16 protein-coding genes are annotated in these 19,113 nt (G+C 56.2%); 10 read left to right on the forward strand and 6 right to left on the reverse strand.

Annotation, left to right across the window (positions count from 1 at the left end):
• Positions 1–408 precede the first annotated feature (408 nt).
• The 5 genes from G6R15_RS21695 to G6R15_RS21715 all read left to right on the forward strand — a co-directional run bounded on the left by G6R15_RS21695 (position 409) and on the right by G6R15_RS21715 (position 5,175).
• Positions 409–1,518, forward strand: a complete 1,110-nt coding sequence (locus G6R15_RS21695; RefSeq protein ID WP_164662155.1) for an extracellular solute-binding protein — start codon at positions 409–411, stop codon at positions 1,516–1,518.
• Between the two features lie 147 nt (positions 1,519–1,665).
• Complete coding sequence (locus G6R15_RS21700; protein WP_240336833.1) at positions 1,666–2,748, forward strand: ABC transporter ATP-binding protein; 1,083 nt, start codon at positions 1,666–1,668, stop codon at positions 2,746–2,748.
• A 56-nt stretch (positions 2,749–2,804) separates the two neighbouring features.
• Positions 2,805–3,698 carry an ABC transporter permease subunit gene (locus G6R15_RS21705; RefSeq protein ID WP_205520626.1) on the forward strand — a complete coding sequence of 298 codons (894 nt, stop codon included), beginning with the start codon at positions 2,805–2,807 and terminating at the stop codon, positions 3,696–3,698.
• Positions 3,699–4,541 carry an ABC transporter permease subunit gene (locus G6R15_RS21710; RefSeq protein ID WP_164662158.1) on the forward strand — a complete coding sequence of 281 codons (843 nt, stop codon included), beginning with the start codon at positions 3,699–3,701 and terminating at the stop codon, positions 4,539–4,541.
• A gap of 70 nt (positions 4,542–4,611) precedes the next feature.
• Entirely contained in the window at positions 4,612–5,175 is a 564-nt protein-coding gene (locus G6R15_RS21715; RefSeq protein ID WP_164662159.1) for a TetR/AcrR family transcriptional regulator, read from the forward strand.
• 13 nt (positions 5,176–5,188) lie between these two features.
• Here the strand turns inward: G6R15_RS21715 and G6R15_RS21720 are convergent, their stop codons facing one another.
• Positions 5,189–7,648 carry an FAD-dependent oxidoreductase gene (locus G6R15_RS21720; protein WP_164662160.1) on the reverse strand — a complete coding sequence of 820 codons (2,460 nt, stop codon included), beginning with the start codon at positions 7,646–7,648 and terminating at the stop codon, positions 5,189–5,191.
• A 188-nt stretch (positions 7,649–7,836) separates the two neighbouring features.
• On the opposite strand from G6R15_RS21720, the gene G6R15_RS21725 reads away from it, so the two are divergent.
• Positions 7,837–8,616 carry a class I SAM-dependent methyltransferase gene (locus tag G6R15_RS21725; RefSeq protein ID WP_164662161.1) on the forward strand — a complete coding sequence of 260 codons (780 nt, stop codon included), beginning with the start codon at positions 7,837–7,839 and terminating at the stop codon, positions 8,614–8,616.
• A 14-nt stretch (positions 8,617–8,630) separates the two neighbouring features.
• Here G6R15_RS21725 and G6R15_RS21730 read toward each other — a convergent pair whose 3' ends face one another.
• Genes G6R15_RS21730 through G6R15_RS21745 form a run of 4 tightly spaced genes read right to left on the reverse strand, consistent with a single transcriptional unit; the run spans position 8,631 to position 14,365 of the window.
• Positions 8,631–10,013, reverse strand: coding sequence for an aminotransferase (locus tag G6R15_RS21730; RefSeq protein WP_164662162.1), 1,383 nt, complete (start codon positions 10,011–10,013; stop codon positions 8,631–8,633).
• Between the two features lie 13 nt (positions 10,014–10,026).
• Entirely contained in the window at positions 10,027–11,202 is a 1,176-nt protein-coding gene (locus G6R15_RS21735; protein ID WP_164662163.1) for an aminomethyltransferase family protein, read from the reverse strand.
• The gene (locus G6R15_RS21740) at positions 11,199–12,731 is read right to left on the reverse strand and encodes an NAD(P)/FAD-dependent oxidoreductase (protein ID WP_164662164.1); all 1,533 of its coding nucleotides are present in this window, start codon (positions 12,729–12,731) and stop codon (positions 11,199–11,201) included. The genes G6R15_RS21735 and G6R15_RS21740 overlap by 4 nt, the downstream gene beginning before the upstream one ends.
• Positions 12,728–14,365 carry an NAD(P)/FAD-dependent oxidoreductase gene (locus G6R15_RS21745; protein WP_164662165.1) on the reverse strand — a complete coding sequence of 546 codons (1,638 nt, stop codon included), beginning with the start codon at positions 14,363–14,365 and terminating at the stop codon, positions 12,728–12,730. Before G6R15_RS21745 ends, G6R15_RS21740 begins: the two co-directional genes overlap by 4 nt.
• Before the next feature lie 137 nt (positions 14,366–14,502).
• Here G6R15_RS21745 and G6R15_RS21750 point away from each other — a divergent pair, with 137 nt between their 5' ends.
• Positions 14,503–15,141 (forward strand): TetR family transcriptional regulator C-terminal domain-containing protein, encoded by a 639-nt coding sequence (locus G6R15_RS21750; protein WP_164662166.1) that lies wholly within the window; start codon positions 14,503–14,505, stop codon positions 15,139–15,141.
• Positions 15,142–15,168: 27 nt separating this feature from the next.
• Complete coding sequence (locus G6R15_RS21755; protein ID WP_164662167.1) at positions 15,169–16,518, forward strand: MATE family efflux transporter; 1,350 nt, start codon at positions 15,169–15,171, stop codon at positions 16,516–16,518.
• Positions 16,519–16,535: 17 nt separating this feature from the next.
• Here G6R15_RS21755 and G6R15_RS21760 read toward each other — a convergent pair whose 3' ends face one another.
• Entirely contained in the window at positions 16,536–17,768 is a 1,233-nt protein-coding gene (locus G6R15_RS21760) for an FAD-binding oxidoreductase (RefSeq protein ID WP_164662168.1), read from the reverse strand.
• 140 nt (positions 17,769–17,908) lie between these two features.
• On the opposite strand from G6R15_RS21760, the gene G6R15_RS21765 reads away from it, so the two are divergent.
• Together G6R15_RS21765 and G6R15_RS21770 are read left to right on the forward strand one after the other, a co-directional pair.
• Positions 17,909–18,238: a hypothetical protein gene (locus G6R15_RS21765; protein WP_164662169.1), complete on the forward strand. Its 330-nt coding sequence runs from the start codon at positions 17,909–17,911 to the stop codon at positions 18,236–18,238.
• 101 nt (positions 18,239–18,339) lie between these two features.
• The gene (locus G6R15_RS21770) at positions 18,340–19,083 is read left to right on the forward strand and encodes a TetR family transcriptional regulator C-terminal domain-containing protein (RefSeq protein ID WP_240336834.1); all 744 of its coding nucleotides are present in this window, start codon (positions 18,340–18,342) and stop codon (positions 19,081–19,083) included.
• Positions 19,084–19,113: the final 30 nt, after the last annotated feature.

A 19,113-nucleotide genomic window follows, 5' to 3' on the forward strand; every position in this document is an offset into this window, starting at 1 on the left:
GGTGAGGCTGGCCTGACGTGCCAAGAGCTTTTTGGCGAGACTCGCTGCCCTTCAGTTGGGTCTAGGTGTCTCTCAATTTTTCTGCTCAGTCAACTGCCTCTGACTGAATGGCTATTCAGAAGAGTGATTCTTGCGGCCGATCGGTCGGCAGCTGCAACGTAAGAGCTTAGGCAATTTATTTGAAATATTCCGCAGAAATTGACTGTGTTTGCTGGAAAGGTTGATTTGGGTACACCTTTCATTGACACGCGCAAATTCATGCGGCTACCGTTCTGAATGGTCAGTCAGATAGTTTTGATGGGCGCGACGTTCGACACAAGAACCACTCGGAAGGGAGCTCTCGGGTCATTCAGTCATCAAAACATATGGACTAACCGCAGTCATCGCTCAGGGAGAGGAAGCGAAGCCATGAATTCAGTCAGAAAAGCCATCGGGATATCCGTGCTGGCCGCATCGTCCACGGCGATCTCGGGTGCAGCAATTGCTCAAGAGCGCGTGTTGAAGGTTACGAATTGGGGGGAATACATCGCAGAAGACACAATCGCAAACTTTGAAAAGGAATACGGCATCAAGGTCATCTACGACCCGTATGACTCGGCCGAAGCGATTGATGCAAAGCTGCTTGCGGGCAGCAGCGGCTATGACGTTGTAAGCCACGCTGGCAGTGACACGGCACGGCTGATCAAAGCGGGTATCGTCGCGCCGCTGGACGTGACCAAGCTGGACAACCTTGCGAACATTGATCCCGCTATCATGGGGCAGTTGGCAAGCGAATGGGATCCAGACAACAAGCATTTCATCCCGTATATGTGGGGAACACACGGCGTCACCTATAATGAGGCGCTGGTGAAAGAGACCTATCCGGATGCTCCGATCGGTACGATGGACATGGTGTTTGATCCGGCGCACATGAAAGAGTTGGCGAAATGCGGGGTCTCTTTCCTGGACTCACCGGGTGACATCATTCCTATGGCTTTGGCGCACATGGGATTGGACCCCAACTCCACCAACAAGGAAGATTACGAGAAGGTCGGCGCGATGCTGGCCGAGGTACGTCCGTACATCAAAACCTTTGACAACTACGCCTATCAACGGATGCCTCAGAAAGAATTTTGCGTATCCACCACTTGGGGTCCCGACGGCCTGCTGGCCATGTCTGGCGCAGAGGAAGCTGATACAGGCGTGGTTCTGGACTTCTTCCTGCCTGAAGGCGAGCGCCGGGCACAGCTTTGGATTGACGGTTGGTTGATCCCGGCGGATGCGGCCAACAAGGAAGACGCGCATCTGTTCCTGAACTACATGATGCGTCCCGAAGTGGCGGCCAACGACAGCAACTTTACCTGGTATGCCACGGCTAACCTGACCGCCAAGCCAATGGTTGACGAGGCGGTGACGTCCAGCCCCGCAGCGTTCCCAACGTCGGATCAGGTGGCCAAGATGTACACTACCGCAGTTCTGCCGCCAAAGGTCGAGCGTTTGCAGACCCGGACCTGGACGGACTTCAAAGCCGGAAACTAACTCACTCACGGCAAAGCTGGCAGCAGCGCCCAAATTCAGGGTGCTGCTGCCGGTCCGACTATTTTCAGGCAGACTGCGAGGCCCACTTTGACCGTTTCTTCACCTTCCGGTGCAGCGCCCTGGCTTGACCAGAATGAACAACAGCCTTTGGTTCAAATCAAAGGCGTCACCAAGAAGTACGGCGAGGTTACAGCCGTCGATAATGTCGATCTAGACATCTACCCGGGCGAGCTTTTCTGCCTTTTGGGGGGTTCTGGCTGCGGGAAATCCACCCTGTTGCGGATGCTTGCCGGGTTCGAGGACCTGAACGGGGGTTCGATCACGATCGACGGTGTCGATATGGCGAATGTTCCTGCCTATGAGCGGCCAACCAACATGATGTTCCAAAGCTATGCTTTGTTCCCGCATATGACCGTGGAAAAGAACGTGGCGTTTGGGCTGGAGCAGGATCAAGTTCCCAAATTCGACATCGCGGATCGGGTGCATGACATTCTCAAGCTTGTGGAATTGGAGGACTTCAAAAAGCGAAAGCCCAAGCAATTGTCCGGTGGGCAACGGCAGCGCGTCGCCTTGGCGCGGGCCTTGGTGAAGCGCCCAAAGCTGTTGCTGTTGGACGAACCCTTGGCCGCATTGGACAAGAAGCTGCGCAAACAGACGCAGTTCGAGCTGGCCAATATTCAAGAAAAAGTGGGCGTCACATTCATCGTCGTGACCCACGATCAGGAAGAGGCGATGACATTGTCGTCACGCATGGCGGTCATGGATGCCGGGCGGTTTCAGCAGATCGGGACACCGACCGAGATTTATGAATTCCCCGAATCCCGCTTTGTTGCGGATTTCATTGGGTCCGCCAATATATTCGAGGGTCGCGTAACCGAGGATGGGGCGGATCACGTGCGGGTGCAGACCGAGTTTTGCGAGGTTTATATTGATCACGGTCATTCGGTGAAGGTCGGCAGCAAGATCTGGGTTGCCTTGAGGCCCGAGAAAATTCGTATCACCAAAACAGAAGAGGCGGCGATAGGTCCCAATCAAGTCTCGGCAGTGATTGATGATATCGGGTATCTGGGAGAGACGTCGATTTACAAGGTCGCGCTGCCCAATGGGGACATCTTCGATGTGACACGGCCCAATCAAACGCGTCCTACGCATGCCACGCAGCAGATCACTTGGGAGGACAAGGTAAACATCAGTTGGGAATCCTCCAGCACCATGTTGCTGAGCAAATGACGGATGTTTCTCACAAACCCTCGCCGACCAGTCAGGGATCATTTGTGTCCCTGGTGATGCGTCGCATCCAAAGCCACTGGCGCCAGATCATCACCGTCATCCCGTTTTTCTGGCTACTTTTCTTCTTTCTCGCTCCGTTCTTTATCGTGGCTAAAATCAGCTTGGCGGAGCTTGCCATTGCCAGCCCTCCATTCACGAAGCTGGTCGAATGGACTGACAGCGGGATCGTCACGATCCGGCTGGTTTTTGATAACTTTGTCTACATCTGGGAAGACAGCCTTTACTTTGACACCTACGTCAACTCGCTGAAGATCTCGATAACTTCGACCCTTTTGTGCCTCTTGTTCGGCTACCCCATTGCGTATGCAATTGTACGCTCGGGGCCGGTGGCGAAGCCGCTTTTGCTGTTTGCGATCATCTTGCCGTTTTGGACTTCATTCCTGTTGCGCGTCTATTCTTGGATGGGGCTGCTCGCCGATCAGGGGACAATCAACAACCTGTTGATCGCGCTTGGGATCATCGATGAACCGATCCGGATGCTCTATACCGAATTCGCGGTCTACATCGGGATTGTTTATACCTATATGCCGTTCATGATCCTGCCGCTTTATGCGACGATGGAAAAGTTGGACAACAGCTTGAACGAAGCCGCGGCAGATCTTGGATCGCGGCCCGCAAACACGTTCTTCAAGATTACACTGCCGCTGACGATGCCGGGGATCATTGCGGGGTCTTTGCTGGTCTTTATCCCGGCGACAGGAGAGTACGTCATTCCCGATCTGTTGGGCGGCGGCAATGTACAGATGATCGGGCGCGTGTTGTTCAACGAATTTTCCCGAAACAGCGATTGGCCTGTGGCTGCGGCCGTTGCCATCGTCCTGCTGTTCATTCTGGTCTTGCCGATCATGGTGTTTCAGTATTTCCAGGGCAAAGCGTCGGAGGAGCAGTAGATGTACGGTAAACGTTCACGCTTTTTGACGATTATGCTGACCCTGGGATTGGCGTTCTTCTATATTCCGATGGTCCTGTTGGTGATCTATTCGTTCAACCACTCAAAGCTTGTGCCGGTGTGGGGCGGTTGGTCCTTGCGGTGGTACTATGAGTTGTTTCAGTCACCTGAAGTCTGGCAGGCTGTGTCCCTGAGTTTGCAGATTGCTGTAGTCAACGCGACCTTTGCAACGGCCCTTGGAACCTTGGCCGGGTTGGCGATGGTCCGATTTGGCAGGTTCAGGGGGCGGACCCTTTTTGGTGGGATGTTGGTTGCCCCCCTGGTGATGCCCGAGGTGATCACCGGGCTTTCATTGCTCGTTTTCTTCATCTCGCTCAATCAGTTGATCGGCTGGCCTGCAGAACGTGGGTTTGCCACGATCACCATCGCGCATATCACCTTTTCCATGGCCTATGTGGCCGTCACCATTCAGGCGCGACTGACCGGTATGGGCCAAACGTTGGAGGAGGCGGCTGCTGATCTGGGCGCGAAGCCGTTCAAGGTTCTGACCGCGATCACCATCCCGCAATTGACGCCAGCGTTGATCTCGGGCTGGCTTCTTGCCTTCACGTTGTCGTTGGATGACCTGGTGATTGCCAGTTTCGTGACCGGCCCCGGCGCAAACACCTTGCCAATTCTGATCTTTTCACGCATTCGACTAGGCCTCAGGCCGGATATCAACGCGCTTGCGACCATCATGATTCTTGTAATCGCCATCTGTGTCGCAATCGCTGCCATCGTGATGTTCCGGCAGCAAAGAGCGGATATGTTGGATCGGCAGATGGCCGAGCGAGAGGAGGGGTAAAGTGGAGGCCAAAGAGCTTCAGAAGAAACGTCGAACTGAGCCCCCTGAAGTCCGCCGGTTACAGCTGATCATGGCTGCGATTGGTTCAATCGCGAAACGCGGGTTTTCGGATACGACACTCAAACATGTCACCGAAGCGGCGAACCTATCGCATGGCGTGGTCAACTATCACTTTGCCAGCAAAGAGGCGCTTTACGATGCGGCCTTGGGGTTCCTTGCGCAGGAGCATTATGAAAACTGGCTGAAGTACTATGATGAGGCAGAGCCGACACCGGCGCATCGGTTGGTGGCCATTGTCAACGCGGATTTTGACAAAAGCATCTGCACGCACAAGCGGCTGGCCGTGTGGTTCGCATTCTGGGGGCAGGCAAAGTATCGCCCGAACTATCTGAAGATTCACAATAAATACGACAACGAGCGGTATGATCGTATCCTGCGATTGTGCGGTGAGCTGATTGCCGAGGGCGGCTATGACGACCTTGATGCAGACAAAACGGCCCGCGCGGTCGAGGCGATGTCGGACGGGGCGTGGCTGAGTTTGGTGCTGTATCCCAAGGTGGCGGATCGGCGGGAATTCAGAGATGTTTGCCAGCTTTCACTGTCGCGGTTCTTCCCCAGGCACTTCCCGCTGTAAGGGTGGTACCAGATCAGCATTTGATCTTTTTCATTTCGGGATCGTAGAGCGGCTTGAGAGAAGCAATCGCTTCGAACTTCTCGTCCGCGATCTCGATCTGCCAATGTCCAGATCCGACGATGTCCGCTGTCAGGGGCGCAGAGTTTTCCGCAAACCCGATGCCGACCGCGCCACCCAACGAGTGCCCGTATCCACCGACCTGAACATAGCCGACTTCCTGACCGTTGAGATAGATCATCTCGTTGCCATAAAGCAGCGGCTCGGGGTCTTTCAGAAGGAATTGCATCATCCGGGTGTGTGGCACACCTTTGGCTTTGATCTGGGCCAATACATCGCGGCCAATAAAGCCGCCGGGCTTGTCCAGTTTGACGGCAAATCCTAATCCAGCCTCGATAGGATTGTCGGTGTTGTCCACGTCGATCCCGAAGTCACGATAAGCCTTTTCAAGGCGCAATGAATTCAGGGTTTGCATCCCAGCATTGCGGACACCCAGGTCGCGGCCAGCGTCCATGATCAGATCGTAAGTTTGAACCGCTTGGGTGGCCGGGACATGAAGCTCCCACCCCAATTCGCCAATGAAGGTCACGCGATAGGCCATGACGACGGCGTAACCGACATCGATCTCGCGCGCCGTCATGAACGGAAACCCGTTATCCGACAGATCCGCGCCCGAGATCCTGCTCAGCAACTCGCGGGATTTTGGGCCGTGTACGTTGATCTGACAGCGTCCGGCGGTGACGTCCGTGATCACCACGTTTTCGCCGTCACGGATGTGGCGTCGCATGCGCATTTCCGTGTGGCCAGCAGAGTTCTCTCCGACAACCACCCAAAACTTGTGATCTGACAGTCGGGTCACGGTCAAATCAGCCTCGAAGCCGCCGTGTTCATTGACCCAAGCCGTATAGACCACGTGGCCCGGATCGACGTCGACCTCGTTACAGGACAGACGAGAGAGGAGAGCGCAGGCATCTGGTCCCTCGACGCTGAAACAGGCCATAGATGTCATGTCCATCACGACCACATCCTCACGGGCGGCGCGATGCTCTTCGGCGTGCCAGTCAAACCAGTTCTGACGATACCAGCTGTATGCCTCGATCCTGGCCTGTTCGGGTGTTGGCGCGAACCAATCCGGCTGTTCCCAGGCGTTGCCTTCGCTGAAGTAAGCGCCTGCGTCCTTGAGCCGGTCAAATAGAATGGACCGCTTCACGTTGCGGGCGGTTTTGAAGCTTTCGTTGTGGAAATGCTGCCCGAAGAGTTTTCCCAACAGCTCGGGGGTTCGGTCACGTCTGAACGCAGGCGTCGCCATCTCGCGCGAGAAACGGTTGACGTTGATCCCCGTGACATCGATCGGGGGCACGCCTTCAACCATCCAATGAGCCAGCACCATGCCTGTGCCCGCGCCATTCAAGATGCCCAGAGAATTCATGCCGCACGCCACCCATAAATTCCGCATCTCAGGCGTGGGTCCGACAAGGGGGGTCAGGTCAGGGGTAAAGCTTTCGGGGCCGCAGAACAGTTTCTTGACCCCATAGTTCATGGTGTCAGGCACGCGGGAGTAAGCCTTTTCAAGATCGGGGCCGATGCGGTCCCAATCTGGTTCGATTTCGCCAAATTGCCATTCGTCCGGGATACCATTCAATTTCCAGGCGGCGGCACCGGGTTCGAACAGGCCTAACATCATCCCGCCAACTTCCTCGCGGTAATAGGTATAGGTTGACGGGTCTTCCAGAACGGGCAGATCGCGGGGCAGGTCCGGAATGCTCTCGGTGATAAGGTAGTAGTGTTCCGCCGCCTGAAGCGGCAGGTTCACGCCATGTTTAGCCCCCAGTTGGCGCGACCACATTCCACCACAGATTACGACATTCTCGGCGGCAATGGATTGCCCATCGGTAGTTCGTACGCCCGTTGCGGTTCCATTCTTTGCCAGGATTTCGTCGACCCGTACGCCTTCGAAAATCCGCGCACCCCGGTTTCGGGCGCCTTTGGCGAGCGACATGGTAACGTCCACCGGGTTGGCGCGCCCGTCTTCGGGGATCAGGAAAGCTCCTACGACATCTGACAAGTCACCGATGGGGAACATGTCCTGTGCCTCGGAGACGGAGATTTCGTGGTTGTTGATCCCGAACCTGCGCATAAAGGCTGCGATGCGGCGCATTTCATGAAGGCGTTCTTGGTTGGTGGCGATCTGCAGGTAGCCGACATCGCGAAAGCCAGTTGGTATCCCGGTTTCTTGCTCAAGGTTCGCATACAGGTCGCGACCGTGGGTGTAGATTGCGCATTCCGCCTCTGATGTCAGAAGGCCCGCCACAATCAGCCCGGCTGCGTGCCATGTCGTTCCAGAGGTCAATTGCCCCTGTTCCAGGACGATCACATCCCTATGGCCAAGCTTAGTCAGGTGGTAGGCGGTATTTGTGCCAATTGAGCCGCCTCCAATGATGACGGTTTGCGCATGTGTTGGAAGCATGTCGGCCATTTTGATCGGGCTCCGCTGTAACGGTTGTTTCTGGTTACCAATCCAGCATGTGAAAGTCTACTGATTGAATGACCATTCAGAATGAGATAATCAATAAGTGTGCAGTGGGTGCTTTGTTGCCTGCTGGAGTTCCATCTTTGGTGTTGTGAGTGAAGTTTGCGGAGCGTTGGCTCGATAGGGGAGAGAGCATGTCGGACGAAATCCTTTATGACCGCCAGGTCATCGACTTTTTGGAAGAGCTTTGGGGAGAGGGGTTCTTGTCCCCCGGTGGTGCGGGCGAGGTTGCTCGGGTGGTCGAAGGGGTGGACCTGAAAGGCAAACATATCCTTGATATCGGGTGCGGCTCGGGCGCCATCGCCGTGCTATTGGCAGATAAGATGGGGGCCGGAAAGGTCACTGGTATAGACGTCGAGGCGCCGGTTTGCGAAGCAGCGCGACTGAGGGTCAGGGACGCAGGCCTGGAGGCGAAAGTTGAGATCATCGAAGTCTCTCCTGGGCCAATGCCATTTGATGCTGAAACATTTGACGTCGTGTTCTCAAAGGATTCCATTATCCATATCCCGGACAAAGCAGCCCTGGCAGCGGAAGTGCTGCGGGTGTTGAAACCGGGTGGAGCTTTTGCTGCGTCTGACTGGCTGACCAAACACGATGGCGATATGTCGCCCGAGATGGCCCACTACGTGAAGATGGAGGACCTGGAGTTTCAGATGGCCTCGCCCGCAAAATACCGTGTGGCGATGGAAGGGGCAGGATTTGAAGCTGTGGAACTGGTCGACCGTAACCTCTGGTATGCCCAGGTATCGGCAGCAGAGCTTGCCGAGTTGACGGGCCCGAACCGCGCCAGATGGGAAGCGCGACACGGAGCAGACTTCATCCAACATCAGATCGAAATCTGGGATGCGATGCAGCCGGTTCTGAAGTCGGGAGAACACTGCCCCCATCACATTCGCGGACGGAAACCCGGGTGATCAAGTGGCGAGGGCTACGAGGTTTCGTAGCCTTCGCTGACCCGCGCCATTCCGGCCTCCATGATGTCAAACATGTCGTCAATCTGATCCGGCGATATGATCAATGGCGGCGAGAAGACGGCCATATTCCCGAAGGGGCGGAGCAATAGCCCCAGCTCTTCGCAGGCATCATCCAGCTTTTGTCCGAACTTCACATCGGCTTCATAGCTTTGGTCGTTCAGGTCTGGACGGCACTCGATACAGCCCAGCAGACCATCACCACGCACATCCCCGACAATCGGGAAACGATCCTTGATCTGCTGCAGTCTGGCCCTGAAGTGCGGCGTGACGCGCTGTACATGCCCAAGGATGTCTTCGCTTTCCATAATCTCGATGTTCTTGATCGCAGCAGCGCAGCTGACGGGGTGCCCTGTGTAGGTGTAGCCGTTGTAGAAAACGTCATCACCCGGCGCGTCAGAAATACGTTTGATCACGGCATCCGATATGACGCAGGCCCCGAGTGGCAGATAGCCCGAGGTCAAACCCTTTGCACATGTGATGATGTCAGGAACGATGCCAAAGACTTCTTCGGAAGCAAACCAGTGTCCCAACCGCCCAAAGCCGGTGACCACTTCGTCAGAAATGTATAGGATGTCATGTGCGCGGCAAATCTCGAGCGTGCGTTTGTGGTAGCCGAGTGGGGGGACGATGACGCCGCCCGAGCACAGGATCGGCTCGGCGATGAAGGCGGCGATCTTGTCGGCGCCAACCTCGGCAATCAGGTTTTTCAGATCAGCGACTTTGACGTCGCACCATGCCTCTACACTCATTCCATCCGGGCGAAGGTAGGGGTTAACGTCTGGCAGAAAGCGAACAAGGTCCACTGCCTTGTCAAAACTGTTCTCAAACCGTTCCTTGCCTGTGACCGTCGCGGCAAGGAAGGTTGATCCGTGGTATCCCTTTTCGCGTCCGATAATGATCTTCTTGTCTGGTCGCCCCAGTCGCTTGTTCATGAACAGGGCGGTGCGCAGAGCTGTATCAACGGCGGTCGATCCCCCGGTGGTGAAATGCACGGTGTTTAAGTCGCCGGGAGTACGCTCTGCAATCATTCTGGCCAGGACGGCTGCAGGTTCGGTTGTGAATGACCACGGGGACGCGTAGGGCATCTGCATGACCTGAGCAGAAATCGCATCGGCCATATCCTGACGGCCATAGCCGATTTGGGTGCACCACATTCCTCCGGGCCCATCAATGTAGCGCTTTCCGGAAGCGTCCCATAAATAGATGCCGTCTGCAGTGTTCACGCGCATGTATTCAGTGGCCCCGAAACCAGCGGTGTCCGCCCAGGGGTGCAGGTTGTGATCTCGATCCCAATCAACAAGATCGCCATCAGTTGGAGTGTTGCCTAGGGTGTTCATGTCTGCTCCTCCGTTAGGTGCGGGCTGGGGGTGTTGCGCGTGCGCGTAGCGGGGCGAAAAACGCGTCCGTAACCGGCGTAAGCCGCGCCATTCTGGTGTCCCATTTGCCTTCTTCCAGCGTGTAAATTTCTGTCTTCAGCTTGGACGCGCGTTGCGCGTCGGGCATGCGAACATGCGCAAGCGCTATGTTTTTCTTTGCCGTTGGCGACCAGATGCCTGAGGTGATGTGCCCAACTTCTCGTTTGCGTCCATTGTAAATCAATGCGCCTTGGGCGGGTTTGAACCCTTCGACATCACAGCGTATCAACAGGCTTCTTGGGGTGTGCTGTTTGCTTAACAACGCGCGTCGCCCATTGAAATGGCCCTTGTCAAAGTGGACCAACCACCCCAGGCCAAGCTCGAATGGGGTTTGGCCGCGATGCAAGCGCTCGGTTGCATGAACGGGTTGAAAGTCGACACCAGCCGTTAAGAAACCTGCCTCAATCCGCGCAATGTTGACGGCCTCGTACCCGATGGCGCGCAAGCCTTGATGCGTACCGGCTTGCCAAATTCGGTCCCAAAGCGCCTCGGCCTTGCCCCAGTCACACCAGAGTTCGTATCCGAGATCACCCGTAAACCCTGTCCGCGAAATCATGAGATCCGGCTCGACTTGGATCATGTCGAACGGTTTCAAGTGGGCGATATCCAAACCTGCCGCCTCGAGAACCGCAAAAGAAGTTGGGCCCTGCAGGGATAGGCTAGCAATGTCGTGTGTCTCGTCTTTGATGGCGACGTCAAAACCCCATGCTCCATCATGCAGCCACGTCAGCATGGGTTCTTGGCAGCACAGCCGCCAATCGTCATCGGCCAGATGAAACAGGGTTCCGTCGTCGATGACGTACCCTTCTTCGTCACACCAAACTGCATACCCCACACGCCCCTTCTTGATCTTGCGGACATCGCGGGTGACCAAACGATTGAGCATTTCGACGGCGTCAGGACCAGCGAGCCGATATTTGTGCATTGGTGAGATATCGAACAGCGAAGACTGGTTGCGCAGTGCGAAATATTCGAACTCCATACTGTCCAGAATGCCCGGTGCGGCGTACCCGGCCCAGTCGTACCAACTGCGAGCACGGTTCTGTTCAGCAAGCTTGGTGTGAAATGGTCCTGGAATCAGGCCAAGTTTTGGATCGACAAAGTTGCTCATTTCAGCGCCTCCAGAGCCGTAAGCGCAGCATTGCGCCCAGCAAGGCCCATAACATCCCCGCCGGGATGCGTGGCGGCTCCGCACAGGAACAATCCCTTAGGGCCAAAGGCGTAGCGGCTCGTCCCGTTTGAGGGGCGTAGGGTCAACAACTGATCCAATGACATTTCCGCGTGGTGCCAATGCCCGCCGGGTGCTCCGGTTGCGGCCTGAATCTGATCCGGTGTGATGGTCTGAGTGCCAACGATATGATCGCGCAATCCGGGAACGGCGCGGTCTAGCGTGTCGATCGTAAGTTGGGTCAGCTGATCCAGAGCGGATTGTGTCCACCCGCCTTCAATATCGGATGGGGCGTATTGGACAATTGCAGACAACCAATGTGATCCGTCCGGCAGTTCAGTCCTGATTGCTTCGATGACCGGCGCCTTGGACATCTCGCGGTACTTTGCGGGGTTGAAGGCGGTTTCGACATAGGCGGCAGAGGGTGCGTAAATCAGACGCGCGCCTTTGAGCTCGTCCTTCAATCCGGGAAGAGGAGATGCATCCTTCAACCGTAAGTTCACTTTGGCGGCCGTGCCACGTGCGCGAATGTTTCGTATGCGGCGGGTGGTCTCGATGTCGAAGACGGATGGTCCGGTCAGTTTGCAGGTAAGCGGTGAAGCGACGTTACTCAGCACCATTGGAGCGTTCAGGGTTTGGCCATCAGCGGTCAGAACGCCAGTTACGGCGTCCTCATCGACAAGAATGCGCGACACCTCAGTCTCATGTAGCATGGTGCAGCCTGCTGCGCGCGCGGCCTCGACCAATGCATCCACCACCGCTGTCATGCCACCAGCGGGCCGGGTGATGGTGCCACCGTGCCCCAACCGATAGATCAGGTTGAACACTGTACCCGGTGATCTTGGGCCGGTGGCCGCCCCCCTGATCGCATCCGCCGCAAGCATGCCGGCCACCGGTCCGTCTGGCAGATCATCCAGAACGATGTCGTAGACATTGGACAGGACAACCTGCAAGAAACGCCGCATTTCTGTTTTGCCAAGTTTTTTCAGCCCGACCCCCAACTTTGCCAAACGCAGCATTTCGGCAAATCTGGCCCGTGACAGGGATGCGCTGTGCCCCCCTGGTGGCGGGGCTTCGGCCAGTTGTCGCAACAGCCCGCCATAGGTTTTGAGCCTGTGGGTCAGTTCGCGCCACGCCTGTGATTGGGGGTGCTCGGTTCCATCATTCCAATAGACGCGGCCTTCTTTGAAGGCGATGTGGTTCCCGTCACTAGAAAGCGAAACGGTGTCGATCTGCTGACCTGTAAGTGTCGCGTGATCGGCATCAATTCCGGTATCTTTGAGAGCGAGTGGGCTGAGATTGTAGAGCGCATGTGCCAGCGACGGTCCTCCGTCAACGGCGTAGGAGGCCATGCCGCCAAAGCTGCCTGCCTTTTCAATGATGCAGACCTTCTTGCCCTTGCGGCCAAGAACGGCACCCGCAATGAGCCCGTTTATGCCGCCGCCCACGACAATCGCATCGTAATTGCTCATGCTGCGTACCCCTTCATTCGCCCGTGCCGGGTTTCGTGCCTCAGGATTGCTCGAGCTGCGTTTGCACCGGGCGCACCCATGACTCCGCCGCCGGGGTGGGCAGAGGAACCGCACAGGTACAGACCTTTGATCGGCAGGCTGTATTGCGACCATCCGGGAACAGGCCGATTGAAGAACAGCTGATCAAAGGTCAATTCACCCTGAAAGATGTTGCCTTCGGTCAGGCCAACTTCGCGTTCAATTTCCAGCGGCGAACGGACCTCCATATGAACCACACGATCGCGAATGTCCGGGCAGGCAACCGAAATTTGGTTCAGCACAGTTTCGGCCATCGCGTTGCGCTGCGCGTCGGTCCAATTGTCAGCTGATCTGTTGCCGTCGATGTTCAGGTCATAAGGGGCGTATTGCACAAAGACCGTCATCATGTGGGCGCCTGTCGGGGCCATGGTCGGGTCGATTTGGCTGGGGATCAGCATGTCGATGTAAGGCTTCTCGGACCAGCGACCGTCTTTCCAATCGTCATAAGCCCTTTCCAGTTCGAACAGGCTTTCAGAAACATGCATGTCGCCGCGCAAAAAACTGGTGTGTTCCGGCGCGGCGGGAAAATCGGGGAACTGATCAAGCGAGATGTTCAGCTTGGCCGAGGATCCGCGAATTTTGAAGTTGTTCACGGCCTTTGTGAAATCCTGGGGGAGGTCGTCCGTATCCACGTGGTGTTGGATGGTGCGCTTGATGTCCATGTTCGACGCAACCACAGGGGCGTAGAAAACCTTGCCGTCTTCCAATGCCACACCTTGCACTCGGCCATCTTTGCTCAGGATTTTCTCGACCCCGGCACCGGTGTGGATCGTCCCGCCATGATCTTTGAAGCTGGCCGCAATTGCGTTCGAAATTGCGCCCATTCCACCGCGCGCAAACCCCCAGGCGCCAATGCCACCATCGATGTCGCCCATATAGTGATGCAACAGGACATAGGCGGTTCCGGGCGAATAAACCCCAAGGCCAGTGCCGATAATCCCGGACCCCGCCAAATGGGCCTTGATCAGGTCGTTTTCAAAGTGCTCGTCCAGAAAGTCACCAATCGACATGGTCCAGAACTTGAGCGTTTCGCCAAGCTCCCGGCTGCCCAAACCGTGCGCCTTCTTGACCAGATACGCGAGTTCGCCAAGGTCGCGTGGGCGCAGAGAAGCTGGGTCGGGCGCATCGCGCAACAGGAACGGGCGAATGAACCGGCACTGCCGCATGATTGCTTGGGAATAGGCGCGATACGCATCTGCATCGCGTGCAGAATGACGCGCCATTTCGCGCCTTAGCGCATTGTGGTCCGAGTAATAGGCAAAGTGGTCACCATCGCGGGTAAAGCTCGCTCCACCTTCGTAAGGGATGACCTGCAGGCCGTATTTCGGCAGATCGAGATCACGTGCGATCTCGCGCCGTAACAGTGAGCAGACATACGAGCAGTTCGAATAGGTCCAGCCGTCGTGCAGCGATCTGCTAACTGCGGCCCCTCCGATCCAGTCGTTTTTTTCAACCACCAGAACATTCATCCCGGCGCGCGCCATATAGGCCGCTGCTGTCAGGCCGTTGTGGCCAGCACCGACTACGATCGCGTCATATCTGCTCTCAAGTGTCAAAACTCTCTCCCCTCGCACTCTGTTTACAGGCGCGTTGCGATTCCGTAAAGTTTATTTGAGCGCTCAAATAAATTTATGATCATTGACGCCTGTTTTGTGGGCGCTGTAGATGTCCGCACAGACAAGAGGATTGGCAGTTGGCCCCAGCAGAACAGAAGCGCCCCCGCAAAGAGCGGAAGGAAAACGCAGACCGTCGACGTCGGCAGCTGTTGGATGCGGCGTGCCGTTCGATCCTTGCACATGGATTGGCGAAAACCACTCTGGCGACGGTTGCATCCGAGGCGGAACTTTCGCAGGGGGTCGCCGCGTTTTACTTCAAGTCAAAAGCGGGGCTGCTGACTGAAGCACTGCGTGATTTGTACCAGCGCTACGAAGATCACTGGACAAAGGCGCTGGAACAAGCCGGGGGTAAACCTGCGGAACAGTTGCGTGCTTTGATACGGGCTGATTTTCATCCCGACGCCTGTGGCCCGATGGTGCTTCCGCTTTGGTATGCGTTCTGGGGCGAGCTTCGGTCTCAGCAGGAATACGACGAGGTGGCCGGCCATTTCGAAGCGCGGCGGCGCGAGACGCTGTGCGCGATCTGGCAGGACTTGCTGGCAGGACAAGACGCATTGGCCGCCGTTCAGATGGCTGAATGGATGGAAACTCTCACAGACGGGTATTGGCAGCGCCTGCATCTGGCACCCGGCAGCGTTAGTTCTAAAGAGGCAGAACAAGCCGCATGGGCGTGCCTTGCGCGCTTGGCACCGGACCTGCTTGTTCAAGACATCTGACGGCGTCCAGCCGGAAAGTGAAACACTATGACCGCAGAGCGGACAATCGGGCCTGATCGGCCGCCCGCTGGCAGCTTGCTGCGTGAGGCGCGGCATCTTGCGCGGCTCGCATTTCCGATTGTCGTATCGCTTGCGGCGGCGGCCTTGATCGGGGTTGTTGACACTGTGATGGTGGCCCCCTTGGGAACGCTTCCTTTGGCGGCTGTGTCGATTACCACATCGGCGCTGATCATCTTCTATTCTGCGTTGTTCGGGTTTGTATCTGCGACAGGCGTTCGCATGGCCGAAGCGTTTGGTAAGTCCAGCGACCAGGATCTTGTTGCTACTACACGGGTAGTGCTTGTCGTGGCACTAATAGTCGGTGGTCTAGGCACCGCAACAATGCTGGCAGTTAGGCCTGCTTTGGCTTGGATTGGACAGCCGCCCGAAGTTCTTGGATTGCTTGGCGGTTACTGGGTGTCAATGAGCCTTTTGCTCATTCCCTTTACGATCTTTTATGCTTTGAAAGCGTTGTTCGACGCTATTGATCGTCCCTGGATCGGTGTTGGTTTGGCGTTTTTTGCTGTCGGCTGCAACGTTCCGGCGAACTATGTGCTGATTCACGGGGTGTCGGGATGGTCCGGCTTGGGCTTGCTTGGGGCAGGCGTTGCAAGTCTGCTCTCCCAAACCCTCTCGTTGATTTTGGCTTTCTTGATTTTCTGGAGGTGGAGCAAGCAGATAGGAGTGCCTTCTCAACCTGGTTTTGACTGGGGGGAATTGAAACTTCAGCTCAAAGAAGGGTCTGTGATCTCGCTCGGGTATCTGGGCGAGGGTGCCGCCTATGCCGTCGCTGGATTGATGCTGGGATGGTTCGGAGCGGCAGCACTGGCCGCGCATCAGATCGTATCTGCTGTGAGTGATGTCATTTATATGGTCCCCATGGGCATATCGATTGCGATCTCAATCCGGGTGGCGCAGGCGATTGGCGCGAATGAGAGAGAGCGGCTTAGGCCAATTGTGCTGGCATCGTTGTTTGTGGTCGCCAGTTGGATGAGCCTGGTCATCACGGGTATTCTTCTGGCGCGCGCGCCGTTGGCACAGGGGTTGTCGGATGATGCCGACGTGGTCGCGCTTGCGGTTTCGATGTTTCTGGTGATTGCAGCAATGCAGATCGCAGATGGGGTGCAGGGAACGATGTTGGGCGTGTTCCGGGGCATGACGGACAATCAAATCCCGGTTGTCATAACGCTGTTTTCCTATTGGATCATCGCCTTGCCAGTTGGCTACGTTCTGGGGTTTGTACTGGATTGGGGGCCTAATGGCGTGTGGATCGGATATGGCTTTGGTCTGGGGTTGGCGGCTGTCGCTCTGAGCTATCGCTTTTTCTCTCGAGTGTAGGTGGTGCACTTGCTTCGCTAGAGACCCAGTTTGTCCAACAGTTTAAGGCGCAGGATCTCGGCCTCAACCAGTGTTTCCCGTGCGAAAGATAACGGCAGTGGCTTGAGGGGTGAAACAGGGAAATCCAGTTCTTCGGCGGATTCTCCGGCAGCCCAACGCGCCAACACGCGCCCCATCGCCGTGGCGATGGCAACGCCGCGCCCGTTGTAGCCAAGTCCCGCGTAGATCCCAGGGGCCAACTCGTGCAGGTGCGGATAGTGGTCCCTTGTGAGCGCAACGAAACCGCCCCACGCGTAGTCCCACTCAACGTCGGCAAGTTGCGGAAACAGCTCGACCGAGATGCGCTTTAGCTGCTCAATCTGTCGGCGTGTTGATCCATCATTGTAGGTTCCGCGCCCTCCCATCAGAAATCTACCTTCAGCGTCTTGTCGGAAATACAGCAACAGACGGCGTGCGTCGGACAAGGCGTTGCCTTCGGGCAGGATCGACCGGCGAATGTTGTCCGAAAGCGGAGGCGTCGCCACCTGCACCGATCGGACGGGCAGGACAGATCTGGCGACCTTGGGATCAAGATCGCCAGAGTAGGCGTTCGTGCAGATCAGGACCTTGTCCGTCACGATGGCTCCGTTTGGCGTTTTCACCTTATATCTGCTGCCTTTCGCCTGTATGTGCTCGGCTCGAGTGTCGCCGTAAATTGCCACACCCTTGCGATGCGCAGCATCTGCCAGTCCAAGGGCATAGTTCAGCGGATGCAACACGCCGCCACGCCGGTCCAAGACACCTCCGATGTAAGCTTCTGTTCCTGTCAGGCGCTGCATTTCGGCTTGATCAAGCTTCTTCATGCCGCCGCCATGTCTGTCCCAATCTTCGGCCAGCTCATGTAGCTGTTGCAGCGTCTTGGGTGTATGTGCGGCCCGCAGCCAGCCGGGACGTTTGGCATCGCAATTGATCTGATGGCGCTCGATCAGGTCAAACACCAGATCGCCCGCATCCCCGGCCATGCGGATCATCCGCTGTCCCCAATGGTCACCGAATTTCGATCTTATTCCCGTTGGACCATCCTTGAGGCCCACATTGATCTGACCGCCGTTGCGGCCAGAGGCACCCCAACCGGGATGTTGGGTGTCAATCAGGGTGACGCTGGCGCCTGCTTCGGCCAAGTGCAAGGCAGCTGAAAGCCCGGTAAAACCAGCGCCTATGATGGCGACATTTGCCTGCTGTTCGCCGTTCAATTCGGGGTAGCTGTCCATATATTTGGTCGTTGCCGACCACAGACTGTTAGCAATTACGGGGTTCTCGTTTCGGATCATCTGTGAACCTCTGGTGCTTGCTTTGACGCAGGATAGGCATAGCTTGGGTTTCGGGAACTCACCAAGGCGGACACAACACCATGCCCAGGCTTTTGAACCAGTTTGATCTGAAACCATCCGTCGAGCTGGAGGTGTTCGAGCAAGCGTGGAACAGCTTTGTTGATGTCTTGATCAGCAGTGGTTTGGCCAAGAAAGGTACACCTTTGTGCCAACGCGTGCCGAGCAGTGGTTATGACACGGACGAAGAACGCCAGCATTCTCTGATGGCAGTGATCGAGTTTCGCGATCAGGCCCAGGCGGATCGAGCATGGGCGGCCATCGAGGATCGAATTGAACCTCTGGGTCAGTCGCATCGCAGAGTCATCTCGTTGGTGCATGATCCGGTTTTCACTTTCTGGGCTGAACTCTAAGTATCAAGTCACGTTGGCCTTGGTGTTGTGATGAAAAGTTTTTCCTCTCATTATTGAATGAGCATTCAATCAATGCAATATGCTTGGAGCGGGTTCCTTTCATGGGTGCCGGATCGGACAGCGATTTGGCTCAAGCGCTGAATGACCTGCGCACGGGGAAATTGAGAGGGGCTAGTATGAGCCAATCTATTGAAGCCAGTCCAAAGACCAACGCGCGCCGCCGCACCGCGTCCAAAGAAGTGCGGTGCCAGCAGTTAATCAACGCAACCATCGATTCAATTGCCAGGAATGGAATTGGTGGCACCACCATGTCGACGGTGACGGAAAGCGCGGGCTTGTCGATGGGGATCGTCAATTTCCACTTTCAGTCCAAACAAAATCTGCTGGAAGAAACGCTATTGTATTTGGCTAAGGAGCATCACGAACAGTGGCTGGCCGCGTTTGAAAGCGCGGGCATGTCTGCATCCGACAAGCTGTTGGCCATTGTGGATGCGCATTTTCATCCGCGGATATGCACACCTAAAAAGCTTGCTGTTTGGTTTGCATTCTTCGGTGAAGCTGGACGGCGCAAGGTCTATCGCAAGCTGATCGAGGATATCGATCGGGAACGCTATACCATTGCCCAGGATCTATGTCAGCAGATCGGGGAGGAAGGCGCGTATCAGGGTCTTCCACCACGACAAGTCGCCAACATTCTCGAGGCGCTTTACGACGGAATTTGGCTTGAGTTGCTGGCGTATCCAGAAAACTACGGACGCCTAGAAGCCCGCGATCACATCACGGCCTTCTTGTCTAAAGTCTATCCCAAGCACTTCCAAATGCCGGAGTTCAAGCAAGACGCATAAACCTGGCAGGCACTGTGTTCCCAGCCATCT

It is taken from the genome of Tropicibacter sp. Alg240-R139 (genome assembly GCF_900537075.1).
Taxonomy (GTDB): Bacteria; Pseudomonadota; Alphaproteobacteria; order Rhodobacterales; family Rhodobacteraceae; genus Falsiruegeria.

Coding starts and splice junctions, on each gene's coding strand:
- G6R15_RS21695 (WP_164662155.1), top strand. CDS start 409: ATGAATTCAGTCAGAAAAGCCATCGGGATATCCGTGCTGGCCGCATCG.
- G6R15_RS21705 (WP_205520626.1), top strand. CDS start 2,805: ATGCGTCGCATCCAAAGCCACTGGCGCCAGATCATCACCGTCATCCCG.
- G6R15_RS21710 (WP_164662158.1), top strand. CDS start 3,699: ATGTACGGTAAACGTTCACGCTTTTTGACGATTATGCTGACCCTGGGA.
- G6R15_RS21715 (WP_164662159.1), top strand. CDS start 4,612: ATGGCTGCGATTGGTTCAATCGCGAAACGCGGGTTTTCGGATACGACA.
- G6R15_RS21720 (WP_164662160.1), bottom strand. CDS start 7,648: ATGGCCGACATGCTTCCAACACATGCGCAAACCGTCATCATTGGAGGC.
- G6R15_RS21725 (WP_164662161.1), top strand. CDS start 7,837: ATGTCGGACGAAATCCTTTATGACCGCCAGGTCATCGACTTTTTGGAA.
- G6R15_RS21730 (WP_164662162.1), bottom strand. CDS start 10,013: ATGAACACCCTAGGCAACACTCCAACTGATGGCGATCTTGTTGATTGG.
- G6R15_RS21735 (WP_164662163.1), bottom strand. CDS start 11,202: ATGAGCAACTTTGTCGATCCAAAACTTGGCCTGATTCCAGGACCATTT.
- G6R15_RS21740 (WP_164662164.1), bottom strand. CDS start 12,731: ATGAGCAATTACGATGCGATTGTCGTGGGCGGCGGCATAAACGGGCTC.
- G6R15_RS21755 (WP_164662167.1), top strand. CDS start 15,169: ATGACCGCAGAGCGGACAATCGGGCCTGATCGGCCGCCCGCTGGCAGC.
- G6R15_RS21760 (WP_164662168.1), bottom strand. CDS start 17,768: ATGGACAGCTACCCCGAATTGAACGGCGAACAGCAGGCAAATGTCGCC.
- G6R15_RS21765 (WP_164662169.1), top strand. CDS start 17,909: ATGCCCAGGCTTTTGAACCAGTTTGATCTGAAACCATCCGTCGAGCTG.
- G6R15_RS21770 (WP_240336834.1), top strand. CDS start 18,340: ATGGGTGCCGGATCGGACAGCGATTTGGCTCAAGCGCTGAATGACCTG.